This is a genomic window from Mesorhizobium sp. M2A.F.Ca.ET.042.01.1.1 (assembly GCF_003997405.1).
In the GTDB taxonomy this organism is placed as follows: Bacteria; Pseudomonadota; Alphaproteobacteria; order Rhizobiales; family Rhizobiaceae; genus Mesorhizobium.
Genome location: NZ_RZRX01000176.1, coordinates 1 through 13,712, shown reverse-complemented (window position 1 = coordinate 13,712; position 13,712 = coordinate 1). Strand labels below are relative to the sequence as shown.

The window sequence follows — 13,712 nt, the reverse complement described above, 5'->3', positions numbered from 1 at the left end:
TTCGAGTTCCGACTGATCGAAAATCTCGACCAGCCGCTCGAACGGCACGGCGCAGAGCAGCTCGATGGCTGTTTCGCGAGGCTCGTGATTGAGGGCTTCGACGACGTCGGCGACGTGATCGTTGGCAAGAACACGGGCGACGGCGACGGCTTCGTCGTCCGATACGGGTGCGAATTCGTTCATGGCTCACTCCTTGCCGTCCGGCAGGACGTGAGCCGTTCAGGTCACGTCAGGGCGGACGGCGGTTGCGTTCGACTGTGACTGTCGCCAGGCATGGCGGGTTGACCTTTCTGCTCGCGGGGTTCGAGTTTGAATTTGGCGAGCGGGCGCAACATAGGAGCGCTTTTTGCCGAGTCAATTGTCAAAAGCTCGGAAATCGGGTGAGGTGAGGCCGGATCGCGAGACTGTGACCGGCAGCCGCAGCAGCCAAGCTATGGAAGCAGGTAAAAGCTTGGCCTGATTGCTATTTCTGCTTCAGCCGGCGGAAGCGCAGCCATTTGTCCTCGGTCGGCCGCGGCGGCTGAGTGAGGATCGTGGTGAGCTCGCGCGGCAGGCTGGGAGCGAGCGGCTTCTTGGTGGCGACGCCGTCGGCGATCGCGACCACGCTGTGGTAGAATTCCTCGCCGGAAAGCGAGCGCGGCGGCACTGCCTCGTGCATGACGCTGATTACGGTGACGTTCGGACAATTGTCCTTGATCGCTTGGTGGAAGGCTATCTTGCCATCGGGGTCGAGCGCGCCGGTCGCCTCATCGAGGAAGAGAAGCCCGGGCTGCTGCAGGATGATGCGCGCGACCACCAGCTTCTGCTTCTGGCCGCCCGAAAGCACCTGGTCCCAGATCTTGCCTTCGCGGCTCTCGTCGGCCAGGTGTTCGATGAAGTCGCCGAGACCGGCCTTGTGCAGGGCGGCCGCAACTTGCATATCGCCGTGGTCGTGCTCTGAGCCCGGCAGGCAAACGAGCTGCTTCAGTGAGACCTGCTGAAGCTTGACCTCCTGCGCGGCATAGAAGCTCGTCACGCTTTCCGGGAACACGATGGTGCCGCGCCCATAGGGCCAGAGGCCGTTGATCGCCTTGATCAGCGAAGTCTTGCCGCAGCCGGACTCGCCCTTGAGGAAGGTCCATTCGCCGCGGCGGAAACGGAGGTTCGCAGCGCTGAGGAAAGGTGTGGCGTCCTCGCCTTGATGGGCGAGTTCCAACTTCTGGATCGTGAGACCGAAAACCGGATTCTGGCTCGCGTAGCTGAAGTCGGATCGGCCGGTCTGCTGGTAGAATTCCCGCGGGCGCTGGACGTTCTCGATCGCGTTGGCGAGCTCGGTCACGCGCTGGCTGTTGGCTCTGAGCGTCGCAATCGCCGGCATGACATGGATGAACCACGAGCACTGGCTGATCAACTGGGCGACCATTTCGGAACCGGTGATGTAGCCTTTGTAGTCGAGGCGGTTGTGGATGAACGACAAGAGGCCTGGCGCGTAGGCAACGATACGGGCGCCGACGAAATTGTAGATCAGCTCGAACGAGGTGTAGCTGGTATTGACGATATTCAGTCGGCCCCATGTCTTGTCGATATCGACATAGAGCCTGTCATGCATCGACTTCTGCACGTCCTCGCCATGCGAGGCGGCAACATGGAAGCTGCGGCGCAGGAATGTAATGAGTTCGCTGCGGTAGCTGCCCTCCGCCTGTTGCATGCGGACATTGAGCCGCTCGAGCAGGCGTCCGAGCTTGACCGCGATCCAGGTGTTCAGCGGCACGTAGATGGCGACGGCAAGGAAAGCCAGCACCGCGGTGCCATAGCCGCCCAGGAATTCTAGGCCTTTGACCTCGACCGATGATCCGATCAGGTTTTCGCCGATGAAGTAGAGCGACGTCGCCACGCCAAGCACGCCCATGGCAAGCCCGATGGCTCCGCCGGTCATGTCCTTGATCGATTCCTGGATCCGCTGGTCGATATTGTCGGGAGCGACGATGCCGCTGGCCGCCGAACCATGCTGGGCATGGAAATGGGTATGATTGCCGTCTAGCAGGGCTTGGTTGAACTGGTTGTCCAGCCAACCGCGCCATTTGCGGTGCAGGGTCGTTGAAACGAGGTTGCGCACGCCGGTGAAGCCGGCATCCTTCAGGATCACCAGCAGTACCAGTATGCCGGCGTTGGTCAGGATGGTCTGCAGCGGATGGGTGTTGGCGGCATCGTGGAGGAAGGCGATCGAATTGCCGAGTTCGCCCAGCGCCACGGCAAACCAAACGCCGGCCTTGCTGGAGAGAGCGGTGAGGGCGGCGATGACGAAGGTGAGCGTCCAGGCTTCCTTCCACCGGTCGGAGAACCAGTAGGCTCGCATCAGCCCCCAGAATGTACGCATCGACGATACCGGCGTCAGGGACGAGGTCTTTGCCTCGCTGGATGTTTGCTCCGGTACTGTACGTTGCGGTCTACCGACCCCAGTCACGATCCCGCCCAAACCTTTCTAGTTTTGTTACACAGGGTAACACCAATTGATCATTTTCCATTAATTTTCTGCGCGCGAATGTGAACAGGGTTACCCCGCCGTGGCGCGAGGGCAACAGAAAGCCAATGCCCAGAGACCATCCATCGCGCTGATTTCGGCTTTTATTCCAGTGTGTTAAAGGCAATTGAGCCAACAGACGGAAAGCTTCCCTTAGGGAAGCAAAAAACACGGGTTTGTGAACGAAAAAGGGGTGCCGGTCAGCCGAAATGGCTACTGGACGGTGACCGGAATGCCCGAAAATTTGCCGTCGATGACCTCTTCGGGCTTGCCCGATTCGTCTTTTCCGGAGGCGCTGAAATGACCGGAAATGGTCTTTGCGGCTGCGTCGTATTTGTCGATGACGATCTCGCCGCTGCTGAAACGGACATGGCCTACCATGGCGCCGGAATCGAGAATGTTGAAGTTGGCGCTGTTGGCAGGCGAGCCCGTCTTGAGTGGATAGCCGCCGGCAAGGTCGTTCGGATCCTTCAGCTCGAGCATCGAATTGAAGGTCATGGTCGGCGCCCCCTGTTCTGTGCCCGACAAGTTCAGCATCGGCTTGCCGCCCATCTGCATCGTCTGGGCCAAGGTGAAGGACGCCGTCCAGGGCTTGCCCTCGAAAGTCGCCGACATGACGGCTTCCTCGGCGGACACGCGCTGCAATGTCAGCGGAAGCCCAAGGGCGAGTGGCAAGCACAACAACGACAATGCGCGACGCCTGACCGCCATTCGGTGACCCTTCAAATCAGCTGACCCTTGCCGTTCCTAGCTCAGCGCGGTGTTCGGGGCGATTCACCAGATCGTGTTTTGACGGCTGAACAGGATTTGACAACGCCCGCCTGCCGGGTCGAATCTGCCGGCGATGGTTTATGTCGAGGGGGATGACATGCCTGCACGCAAAATCGCCGCCGGGCTGCTTAGCATTTTCACCTGTCTGTCGGCGGCGCATGCCGGCAGCCAGAGCATTCCGGCCAGCGCCGAAGGCCAGGTCGAATTCAACACGCCGTCCGGCAATATCGGCTGCATCTACACGCCGAAGGGCGGCACCAGCACCTACCAGCCGCGGGATGGCGGGCCGGAGCTTTCCTGCTCGCGCGTCGAGCCGAGCAATGTCACGGTGATTTTGGGACCCAAAGGGCCGGCGGCACTGATCAAGAATCCCGGCGAGCAGGGCTGTTGCAGCGACGCGACCAAGCTCGGCTACGGCAACAGCTGGAGCCAGGGGCCGTTTTCCTGCCAGTCGTCGACGAAGGGACTGAGCTGCACTGGCAGCAATGGCCACGGATTCTTCCTGAGCAAGGCCAAGGTGACCGCGAAATAGGAGAACCGTAGCCTTTCGCCCGAGCTGCGCCGGACGATGCTCAGTCCGCGACGGTTTCCAATTCGCCGCGCGCCTTGGCCCGGGCCACCTGGCGGATCGCGTCGGCAAGCGTGTCGGCATCTTGTGCGCCCATCACCGCGTATTTGCCCTCAAGCAGGAAGCAGGGCACACCGGTGATGCCCATGCGCGATGCGGTGGCGATCTCGTTGCGGACCGCCTCGACGTCGGCGTCGGTTGGCAGCAGCGTCTCGACCACCGATGCATCCATGCCGGCCTCGCCGGCGGCCTTCACCAGCACGGCATTGTCGCCGATATTGGCGCCTTCCTCGAAATTCAGCTGGAAGAGGCGGCGCACCAGCCGGTTCTGCACATCTTCGCCCGCGGCGCCCGCCCAGCGGATGACGCGATGCGCGTCCAGCGTGTTGGCCGCGACCTTGATGGCACCGAATGCGAAGTGGATTCCCTCGGCTTCGCCCAGCGGCTCGATGCGCGCATGGATCTGTTGAATGCGTTCCTCGCTGCCGAACTTGCCGAGCATGTATTGGCGGCGATCCATGCCACCAGGCGGGATGGTCGGATCGAGCTGGAATGGTCGCCAACTGACACGCACGTCGACATCGCTTGCGGCAGCAATAGCCTTGTCCAACCGCTTCTGGCCGATGAAGCACCAGGGGCAGACGACATCGGACACAACATCGACAGTGATGGAGTTCTCGGCGCTCATGCTCGTCTCCTGTTTGGTTCCGGTTGGTCGGGGTTGCGTCAGTTGGGCTTTCGCCACCAGGTCGGCAGTTGATAGCCGAATATGGGGGTCTTTTGCGGATGTTCCAGATAACTCCAGTAAGCGAGCCATTGCTGCGTGTTGTATTGCATCGGCACGATATAGTTGCCCGAGATCAGAAGGCGATCGAGGACGCGGACGGCAGCGACATAGTCTTCCTTGGTGCGGGCGTTCAGCATCGCGTCGATCGCGGCGTCGACGGCAGGATCGGCAACGCCAGCGAGATTGAACGACCCTTCCGTTTTCGCGGCAACCGATCCCCAGCGGCCGAGCTGCTCGCTGCCGGGCGACAAGGAGTTGTTGAAGCCGCTGGTGCCGATCAGCACCTCGAAGTCGTAACGCTGCTTGCGCGACTGGATCTGGTCGCCGTCGAGCGAGCGGATGCCGACGTCGATGCCGATCTTTTCCAGCGTGCGCTGGTAGATCGCCGCCAGCCGCTCCTCATCCTGCGATGAGGTCAGGATCTCGAAGCCGAACGGATTTCCCTGCGGGTCGAGCATCCGGCCGTCCTGGACGCGGAAGCCTGCGCTCTTCAGCAATTCGAAGGCGGCTTTGAGCACCTTGCGATCCTGGCCCGAACCATCCGTCACGGGTGGACGCCAGGTGCCGTCCATGACATCGGCAGGCACACGGCCGGGGTAGGGGGCAAGCAGCGCCTTTTCGCGATCGTTGGCCGGATGGCCGAGCGCGGACAGCTCGGAATTCTGCCAATAGCTCATGGTGCGGTTAAACTTGCCGCCGAACAGGTTCTTGTTCGCCCATTCGAAGTCGTAGAGCATGCCAAGCGCGCGGCGGACCACGGGATCAGCAAACTTGGGCAGCCGCGTGTTGAACAGGAAGCCGGTCACCACCGGGGGGATGCCGGTGTTGAAATACTCCTCCTTTACATCGCCCTTTCGGAACGCCGGAAAGTCGATGTCGCGCTCACGCTTGACCGGATCGGTCTCGTCATCGAGGGCGCAGATGCCTTTCTTGAACGCCTCCGTCTTGGCATTGGCGTTGAGAAAATACTCGATGGTGACCTGGTCGAAATTGTCGAAGCCGCGCTTGGACGGGACGTCCTTGCCCCAATAATCCGGATTGCGCTTGAAGACGATGCGCTGCCCGGGCAACACCTTGTCCACGATGTAGGGGCCGCTGCCGATCAGCGGCTTCAGCGTCGTCTTGTCGAACGTCTCCTTGTCGAAGGCGTGCTTGGGGACGATCGGCGTCAGCGCGACGATCAGCGGGAATTCGCGGTTGGCCTTGTCGTTGAAGGTGAATTTCACGCTGTGCTCGCCGGTCTTCTCTAGCTTGGCGATCATGCTCATGCGGTCGCTATAGGGCGGGCGGCCCTTGTCCTTGAAAACGTCGTAGGTGAACAGCACGTCCTCCGGCGTCACCGGCTGGCCGTCCGACCATTTTGCGTTGGGGTTGAGGTGGAACTCGATCGACTTGCGCTCCTGATCCATGTCGGCGCTCTCGGCAAGCAGGCCGTAGAGGCTGAAAGGCTCGTTGTAGTTGCGCTGCATCAGCGGCTCGAAGACGAGATTGCCGTAGACGGTATCGATCATGCCGCGCGCGGTGGTGCGCAGGCTCTTCAGGATGAAGGGGTTGAGGTTGTCGAAAGAGCCGACGACGCAATAGGTGACGCTTCCGCCTTTCGGCGCGTCCGGATTGACGTAGTCGAAATGCTTGTAATCGGGCGGCAGCGCCGGCTCACCCTGCATGGCAATGCCGTGCTTCGGCGCCGATTGCGCCGGAAGGAGCGAAAGAGCCAGAAACGAAGTCGCGGCGATCAGTTGGACGAGAACGCGGTCCATAACCGTCTCCTTGCCGGGCGGCTTTGTGATTCGCCATGCACCGTAGAGCATTTCGCCATCTGATTGAATCGGCGCGCCAACGCGAATCGGGTTCAGCCGCTCCATCGCCGATCGATGCTCGCTCCTGGGGACGCGAAACCACCAAGAAATCGCGGAAACCGGGCTGGATTCGATGCCGCTGGCAGTGTAACACGCGCTCCGAAGTCATCCTGTTGCCTCATTTGGGCAACAGGTAGCTGGACCGCACGGCACGAAGAAGCCGGTCCCCGGGATCATTTGAGAGGAAAGTGCACCATATGACGATCAACGCGTACCGCCTTTCGGTGCTGGCCGCAGGCGTGGTCGGCGTTCTGGGCGCCGGGCTTTTCACTGCCTCGGCCCAACAGCAGCCGCAGATTCCTCAGGGCTGGTTCAAGGCCTGCACCAAGCAGGCAGACGTCGACATCTGCAATGTGCAGAACATCGTCACCGCCGGCAATGGCCAGCTCGTCACCGGCGTCAGCCTGATCGAGCTCAAGGGCAAGGTGAACCGCAAGGTCTTCCAGGTCACGGTCCCGACCGGCCGCCTCGTGCCTCCCGGCATCGGCCTGCAGATCGATGGCGGCAAAGCGCAGAAGCTTGACTATGTGATCTGCTTCCCGGACCGCTGCGTCGCCGAGGTGCCGCTGACGGACCAACTCGTGGCGTCTTTCAAGAAGGGTCAGGCGATTTCGCTGACCTCGATCAACTTCCAGAACCAGCCGAACCCGATCAAGATCGCGCTCACCGGCTTCAGCGGCGCCTATGACGGCCCGCCTCTGCAGCAGTCGGACATCGAGGACCGGCAGAAGAAGCTGCAGGACTTCGTCGCCAAGAACAACCAGGATTTCGCCAAGAAGCTCAAGGACGAGCAGGACAAGGCCAAGACCGCGAACTGATCGCGCAAGCGCGTTTCTCGTGCAAAAAAGCGGGGCAAATGCCCCGCTTTTTTGTTACCTCAAGGCCATCGCATTCAATGCTTCAACTGGCGCTTAGGCTCGTAGCGGCCGTCCGGCAGCTTGTCGAACATCTCGCCGATCTGCGGATGCCGCACCGGCTCGCCCGACCGGTCCTCGAGCAGGTTCTGCTCGGACACATAGGCGATGTACTCGGTCTCCGAATTTTCCGCCAGAAGATGGTAGAAAGGCTGGTCCTTGCGCGGCCGCACGTCGGCCGGAATCGCCTCGTACCATTCGTCGGTGTTGGCGAATTCGGGATCGACGTCGAAGATCACGCCGCGGAACGGAAACAGCCTGTGGCGAACCACTTGCCCGATCGAGAATTTGGCCGTTTTCATCGCATTCACCACCTGCAGCGCCGCGCGTCCTCTCGGACGCGCAAAGGACGCTGCAGCACTTTAGTTTGCGCATGATCCTCTTCGAAAATCGATCGATTTTCGGGTCATGCGCTGTTCCGAGGCGTCTTTCGTGGCCGCGCACAGGGCGCCTAAGACCTTGAATTTACACATCACGCAGCCAAAAATCGACTCCGACTTTCGACTGGGCCTATTTGGCGCAGGCGCAGGCGCTGTTCAATAGCCAAGTCCTTGACCTCGGACGAAGCAACGGGCTAGCCCGCGCGGGAGTTTTCCCGCCTGAGCGAAAAATGTCTGACGTCATCGGTCTCGTCCTTCCCTTCTTCGGCATGATCTTCATCGGTTTCCTGGTGGCGCGCATCACCCGGCAGCCGCTGGAGGCGCTCGGCTGGATGAACATTTTCATCGTCTATGTCGCGCTGCCGGCGCTGTTCTTCCAACTGCTCGCCAGGACGCCGTTCGAGCGGTTGACGGAATGGAGCTTCATCCTTGGCTCGCTCATCGCCACCTATGTCGTCTTCACGGGGATGTTCGCCTGGTCGGTTCTCGTCTCCCGCGGCGGCATCGCGCCCGCGACGATCACCGCCCTTGCCGCCGCCTACGGCAACATCGGCTATATGGGGCCGGGCCTTGCCTTGCTTGCGTTCGGCGAGCAGGCGGCGGTGCCCGTGGCGCTGATCTTCTGCTTCGAGAACATCGTGCATTTCACGGTCGCGCCGATGATGATGGCGCTGTCGGGCAAGGAGAAGGCGCCGCCGCTCCAACTCGCGCTCGGCGTCGCGAAGAAGATCGTGCTGCACCCCTTCATCGTCGCGACCGCCCTTGGTGTCGTCGCCGCTTATGTGGAGTTCCACCCGCCGCTGCCTGTCGATCGTTTCCTGGATTATCTCGCCCGCGCGGCCGCGCCTTGCGCCTTGTTCGCCATGGGCGTCACGCTGGCGCTGAGGCCGCTCAACCGCGTGCCGCACGAGCTGGCATTGATTGCCGGGTTGAAGCTGATCGTCCATCCGCTGCTCTGCTATGTCGTGCTGAGCTGGATCGGCAATTTCTCCCCGACCTGGGTCTTTTCAGCGATGCTGCTGGCGGCGCTGCCGACCGCGACCAATGTCTTCGTCATCGCGCAGCAGTACGACATATGGGTGCAGCGCTCTTCGGCCAGCGTGCTGATCACGACATGCTTCTCGGTGGTGACGGTGACCGCGCTGCTCTACGCTATCCGACACGGAATCCTACCGGCCGACCTCTTTCCGTAAGCCGCCGGCAATGGCGCGAAAGCCGCTGCCCGGCCGCAATCCCTCGCGCATGAAGAAGGCCCGCAGCGGCGCGAAGCTGCCCAGCGCGTTGAGGCCGGCGCTGCGCGCCAGCTGTGCGGGCAGCATGTCCGACAGCAGCGACATGTTGAGCAGGTTCACCGCGCCGCTGCGCGCCCATATGTCGGGTCGGCGCCTGGTATCATAGGCGGCAAGACTCCTGCTCGCCCCCGGATCGCCGCGGTTTTCGCTGGCGATTCCAATCAGATCGTCGATGTCCCGGATGCCGAGATTGAGCCCTTGGGCGCCGATTGGCGGAAACACATGCGCCGCCTCGCCGACCAGCGCAACGCGATTCTGCGCGAACCGGGCGGGCGAAGCCGCCGACAAAGGATAGATTTGGCGTCCCGCTTCGACTGAGACCCGGCCAAGCACCGATTGCATCTGCTGCTCGATACGCTCCGACAGGGTTGCATCATCGAGCGCGGCAAGCTCTTGCGCCGTCTCCGGCTTCACGACCCAGACAAGGCTCGAGCGCCTGCCGGGCAGCGGCACCTGGGTGAACGGCCCTGTTTCGGTGTGGAACTCGGTCGACACGAAGCCGTGATCGCTGCGGTGGCCGAAATTGAGGACAAGCGCCGATTGCGGATAAGGCCGCGCGAATGCGCGAATGCCGGCGGCTTCCCGCGCTGGAGACAGGCGCCCGTCGGCGGCGACCGCGAGCGACGCCGAGACTTCGCCGCCGTCGGCCAGCCTTGCACGAGCCTGGTCGGCGTCGAGGCTCCAGGATTCTACCGTGGATTTCAGCCAATGAATGCCGTCATGCGCTGAAGCCGCCTTGGCGAGGATCGGAATAAGGGCATTGTTCGGCAGATTGAGGCCGAACTGCTCCTCGCCGATCTCGCTGGCGCGGAAGGTCACGGTTGGGCTGCGGATCAGCCGCCTTGTGGCGTCGACGATGCGCATCACCTTGAGCGCCGCGGCCTGCGGCTTGAGCTCGGCGAGGACGCCCAGCCGTTCAAGAATCTTCAGGGCGGGGTTCATGAGCGCCGTGGTGCGGCCATCGGTGGTGTTGGCCTCAGGCCCCACCAGCGTCACCTGAAAGCCAGCCTGGGCAAAGCCGAGCGCAGCGATAAGGCCGGCCGGACCGCTGCCGGCAACCAGGATGCGGGCTCTGTCGTTATGATCCACGTCATGCTTCCACGTTGGAAGGCGCCCCGTCGGGCCCTTATCCAAGATATAGGTCGGATCAGCCGGCTTGATCAACGCGGCGATTCAGCCCATTCGGTTGCCATGAGCGGGGAGCAGCAGGATTTCAACCATCTCGACCGCGCGGGACGCGCGACGGCCGGCGTGGCGCGCAGTCCGCGCTTTGCGGTGACGCTCACGGTGGGCGTCGCCATCGTCCTTGCATGGTTGCTTCTCGGCGCGATGGCGATCCGCAGCGCTGAAGGCAGCCTTGCCGGCAGGCCCGGCGATTTCCTGCTCAAGAATCTCCCGAGCCTGCCTCTGCCGGATTTTCTCGACCGGTTCTTTGCTCTCTGCCTTGTGCCGGCGCCGCTTGCCGGCCCGGCTGGCCTGCAGGTACCAGCGCTTGTGCTGATGTGGTTCCTGATGGCGGTGGCGACCATGCTGCCTTCCGCCGCGCCGCTGATCCGCACCTATTGCGAGATTGCCGACACAGCGAGGATCAAGGGCGAGCCGGTTGTTCATCCGCTGGTGCTCGTTACCGGATACCTCACCACTTGGCTTGGCGCGTCCGCGGCTTTCGCCGCGCTGACGCTCGCGGTCTACGCTTTTGCCGGTTCCGGCTGGATGCTCGATCCCGCAGTCGGTATTGCCGGCGCCGCGGCACTGCTTGTTGCAGGCCTTTATCAATTTAGCGGCTTGAAACAGGCGTGCCTGGAAAAATGTCGCAACCCGTTCTCGATCCTGTTCGCCAACTGGAGCGCGAAACCGGGCCGCATCTTCCAACTGGGAGTGGAGCAGGGCGCCTGGTGCCTTGGCTGCTGCTGGGCGCTGATGCTGGTGATGTTCGCCGTCGGCGCGATGAACATCTTCTGGATGGCGCTGATCGGCCTGTTCACCCTGATCGAAAAACAGACCGCCGGGAGGGTGGCCAGCCGGGTCGCCGGTACGATACTGTTTGTGTGGGCGGCAGCCCTGCTATTAGTTTCGCCGTAAGGGGAGAATTCGATGAACGACCAAAGCTGGGCGATGAAAGGGGAGCTGGTACTCTCCTGCAATTGCACGGTTTTCTGCCCCTGCGTGCTGTCGCTCGGCAGCCACCCGCCGACGGAAGGCTACTGCCAGACCTGGGCGGGCTTCCGCATCGATGCCGGCCATTTCGGCGAAGTCGACCTTTCAGGTCTCAATCTCGGCCTAGTCATGGAAATCCCCGGCTATATGAGCCGCGGCAACTGGAGCGCCGGACTGTTCATCGACAAGCGCGCCTCGGTTTATGCGGTGAAGGCGCTGACCAAGATATTCACCGGCAAGGCCGGCGGCACCACGTCGCTGCTGTCGATCCTTGTCGGGAAATTCCTCGGCGTCGAGCAGGTGCCGATCACCTATGAGACGCGTGACAGGACGCGCGTCTTCCAGATACCGCGGATCATCGACGGCGCGGTGACGCCGATCCCCGGCAAGGACCGTGAAAAAGATACGGTTATCACCAATTCCGAATATTGGATCGCGCCGGAAATCATCGTGGCGAAGTCCGACAAGAGCAAGATGCGCGCCTTCGGCCGCAACTGGAATTTCGCCGGCCGATCGGCCGAAATCTGCAAGCTGGACTGGCGGGGACCGTGAGCAAGAACACAACGGCCAGGAAGGCGGCGAAGAAGATCGCGCAGCGGATTCCGTTGCCGAAGAAGAAGGTGACGTGGCCGCAGGCGCGCGCGTTCTCCGTTCATCTGCTGACCGCGTCAGGATCGTTCCTGGCCTTCCTGTCGCTGGTGGCGGCGAGCGAGGAACGCTGGACGGCGATGTTCTGGTGGCTGGGGCTGGCGCTGTTCGTCGACGGCATAGACGGCCCGATTGCCCGCAAGCTCGAGGTCAAGGAAATCCTGCCGACATGGTCGGGAGAGCTCCTCGACAACATCATCGACTACGTCACCTACGTGCTCATTCCAGCCTTCGCGCTCTATCAGCGAGGCTTCATGGGCGAGAACCTGTCCTTCCTGTCGGCGGCCATCATCGTCGTCTCCAGCGCGATCTACTATGCCGACACCGGCATGAAGACGAAGGAGAACTTCTTCAAAGGCTTCCCTGTCGTCTGGAACATGGTGGTGTTCACGCTGTTCGTCATCGAGCCGGGGCAATGGGTGTCGTTCGCCGTGGTGGTGGTTGCCGGCATTTTGACCTTTCTGCCGATCAATTTCATCCATCCGGTGCGCGTCGTGCGGCTGAGGCCGGTCAATCTCGGCATGACGCTTTTGTGGTGCGCCTTCGGCGCGCTGGCGCTGGCGCAGGCAGCGCTTGCCGCCTTCTATGACAAGATCGGCGTGCTGGGAGAGCAGGTCAGCGACTTCACCAAGATCGGCATCACCATCACCGGCCTTTATCTCGCCTGTATCGGGGGCGTCATGCAGATGTTCCCCAGTCTGGGCGCCAGGAAGCCCTGATCCTGGATCAGGACATTTTTGGTCGAACGGTCATCCTGACCTAGCTATTATCGGCGCATGATCTTTCGAACATCGGCTTCCCCTTTCGGGGTCATGCTCCAGTTTACGTACCCTTCAGAGAGTTGAGCGATGTCCAAGGCAATCCGCATCCACGCCAATGGCGGCCCCGAAGTCCTGGCTTACGAGGATGCCGATCCCGGCCAGCCGGGAGAAGGCCAGATCCTGATCCGGCACACGGCGATCGGCCTGAACTTCATCGACGTCTATTACCGCTCCGGGCTTTATCCGCCCCCCGGCGGTCTTCCGCTGATCCCCGGCAGCGAGGCGGCGGGCGTCGTGTTGGCGCTCGGCACCGGCGTCGACTGGCTGAAGCCCGGCGACCGCATCGCCTATGCGATCAATGTCGGCGCTTATAGCGAGCAGCGCGTGATCGCAGCCGACCGCGTGGTCAAGGTGCCGGACGGCATCGGCGACGAGCAGGCCGCGGCGATGATGCTGAAAGGCATGACGGCCGAATACCTCTTGCGCCGTACCTTCCCGGTGAAGGCCGGCGACACGATCCTCTACCATGCGGCAGCCGGCGGTGTCGGCCTGATCCTCGGCCAATGGGCAAAGCATCTCGGCGCGACCGTGATCGGCACCGCGAGTTCTTCCGACAAGATCGAGCTCGCGCGGGCGCATGGCTTCGATCATGTCATCAACTACAAGGAGCAGGATTTCGTCGCCGGCGTCGCGGCGCTCACCGGCGGGAGAAAATGCGACGTCGTCTACGATTCCGTCGGCGCCGATACTTTTCCCGCCTCGCTCGATTGCCTGAGACCGCTCGGCATGTTCGTCAGCTTCGGCTCGTCGTCGGGGCCGGTCCCGCCTTTCCCGATATCGCTTCTCGCCCAGAAAGGCTCGCTTTTCGCGACCCGGCCGACGCTCTTCGTCTACAACGCCAAGCGCGAGGATCTGGTAGCGTCGGCCGATGCGCTCTTCGATGTGGTCAAGAGCGGTGCCGTCGAGATCAAGATCAACCAGCGCTATGCGCTGAAGGACGCAGGAAACGCGCAAGCCGATCTCGAAGCCCGCAAGACGACGGGAACGACCGTCCTCATTCCCTAGAGCATGATGT

Annotated in this window: 13 protein-coding genes and 1 pseudogene; 7 read left to right on the top strand and 7 right to left on the bottom strand. The window is 62.1% G+C overall.

The genetic code is table 11. The features are described from left to right. From EOA23_RS23455 to EOA23_RS23445, 3 genes and pseudogenes are all read right to left on the bottom strand, one after another. Positions 1–183 (bottom strand): annotated as a pseudogene (locus tag EOA23_RS23455) (magnesium transporter); the annotation flags it as partial. Positions 184–463: 280 nt separating this feature from the next. Beyond that, on the bottom strand, positions 464–2,356 hold the full coding sequence (locus EOA23_RS23450; protein WP_189341681.1) for an ABC transporter ATP-binding protein/permease: 1,893 nt from the start codon (positions 2,354–2,356) through the stop codon (positions 464–466). A gap of 357 nt (positions 2,357–2,713) precedes the next feature. Continuing rightward, on the bottom strand, positions 2,714–3,115 hold the full coding sequence (locus tag EOA23_RS23445) for a DUF6252 family protein (protein WP_126060953.1): 402 nt from the start codon (positions 3,113–3,115) through the stop codon (positions 2,714–2,716). A gap of 253 nt (positions 3,116–3,368) precedes the next feature. Between EOA23_RS23445 and EOA23_RS23440 the strand changes: the two genes are divergently transcribed. Then, complete coding sequence (locus EOA23_RS23440) at positions 3,369–3,803, top strand: hypothetical protein (protein ID WP_127305895.1); 435 nt, start codon at positions 3,369–3,371, stop codon at positions 3,801–3,803. Positions 3,804–3,843: 40 nt separating this feature from the next. Here the strand turns inward: EOA23_RS23440 and EOA23_RS23435 are convergent, their stop codons facing one another. Beyond that, positions 3,844–4,527 carry a DsbA family protein gene (locus EOA23_RS23435; RefSeq protein ID WP_126060954.1) on the bottom strand — a complete coding sequence of 228 codons (684 nt, stop codon included), beginning with the start codon at positions 4,525–4,527 and terminating at the stop codon, positions 3,844–3,846. Positions 4,528–4,565: 38 nt separating this feature from the next. Beyond that, on the bottom strand, positions 4,566–6,386 hold the full coding sequence (locus EOA23_RS23430; RefSeq protein ID WP_127305894.1) for an extracellular solute-binding protein: 1,821 nt from the start codon (positions 6,384–6,386) through the stop codon (positions 4,566–4,568). Between the two features lie 296 nt (positions 6,387–6,682). Here EOA23_RS23430 and EOA23_RS23425 point away from each other — a divergent pair, with 296 nt between their 5' ends. Then, on the top strand, positions 6,683–7,303 hold the full coding sequence (locus tag EOA23_RS23425) for an invasion associated locus B family protein (RefSeq protein WP_126060956.1): 621 nt from the start codon (positions 6,683–6,685) through the stop codon (positions 7,301–7,303). 74 nt (positions 7,304–7,377) lie between these two features. On the opposite strand, the gene hspQ is transcribed toward EOA23_RS23425, so the two are convergent. Next, positions 7,378–7,701 (bottom strand): heat shock protein HspQ, encoded by a 324-nt coding sequence (gene hspQ, locus EOA23_RS23420; RefSeq protein WP_189341680.1) that lies wholly within the window; start codon positions 7,699–7,701, stop codon positions 7,378–7,380. Between the two features lie 308 nt (positions 7,702–8,009). Here hspQ and EOA23_RS23415 point away from each other — a divergent pair, with 308 nt between their 5' ends. After that, entirely contained in the window at positions 8,010–8,972 is a 963-nt protein-coding gene (locus tag EOA23_RS23415) for an AEC family transporter (protein WP_127305892.1), read from the top strand. Here EOA23_RS23415 and EOA23_RS23410 read toward each other — a convergent pair. Beyond that, positions 8,949–10,160, bottom strand: a complete 1,212-nt coding sequence (locus tag EOA23_RS23410) for a UbiH/UbiF family hydroxylase (protein ID WP_127305891.1) — start codon at positions 10,158–10,160, stop codon at positions 8,949–8,951. The genes EOA23_RS23415 and EOA23_RS23410 overlap by 24 nt on opposite strands. 102 nt (positions 10,161–10,262) lie before the next feature. Here EOA23_RS23410 and EOA23_RS23405 point away from each other — a divergent pair, with 102 nt between their 5' ends. From EOA23_RS23405 to EOA23_RS23390, 4 genes are all read left to right on the top strand, one after another. Next, a complete protein-coding gene (locus tag EOA23_RS23405; RefSeq protein ID WP_127305890.1) occupies positions 10,263–11,153 on the top strand; it encodes a DUF2182 domain-containing protein in 891 nt (296 codons plus the stop codon). A gap of 12 nt (positions 11,154–11,165) precedes the next feature. Next, positions 11,166–11,780 carry a DUF1326 domain-containing protein gene (locus EOA23_RS23400; protein WP_127305889.1) on the top strand — a complete coding sequence of 205 codons (615 nt, stop codon included), beginning with the start codon at positions 11,166–11,168 and terminating at the stop codon, positions 11,778–11,780. Further along, positions 11,777–12,595, top strand: a complete 819-nt coding sequence (gene pcsA, locus EOA23_RS23395; RefSeq protein ID WP_126060961.1) for a phosphatidylcholine synthase — start codon at positions 11,777–11,779, stop codon at positions 12,593–12,595. Before EOA23_RS23400 ends, pcsA begins: the two co-directional genes overlap by 4 nt. 129 nt (positions 12,596–12,724) lie before the next feature. Next, positions 12,725–13,702: a quinone oxidoreductase gene (locus EOA23_RS23390; RefSeq protein ID WP_127305888.1), complete on the top strand. Its 978-nt coding sequence runs from the start codon at positions 12,725–12,727 to the stop codon at positions 13,700–13,702. Positions 13,703–13,712 lie beyond the last annotated feature (10 nt).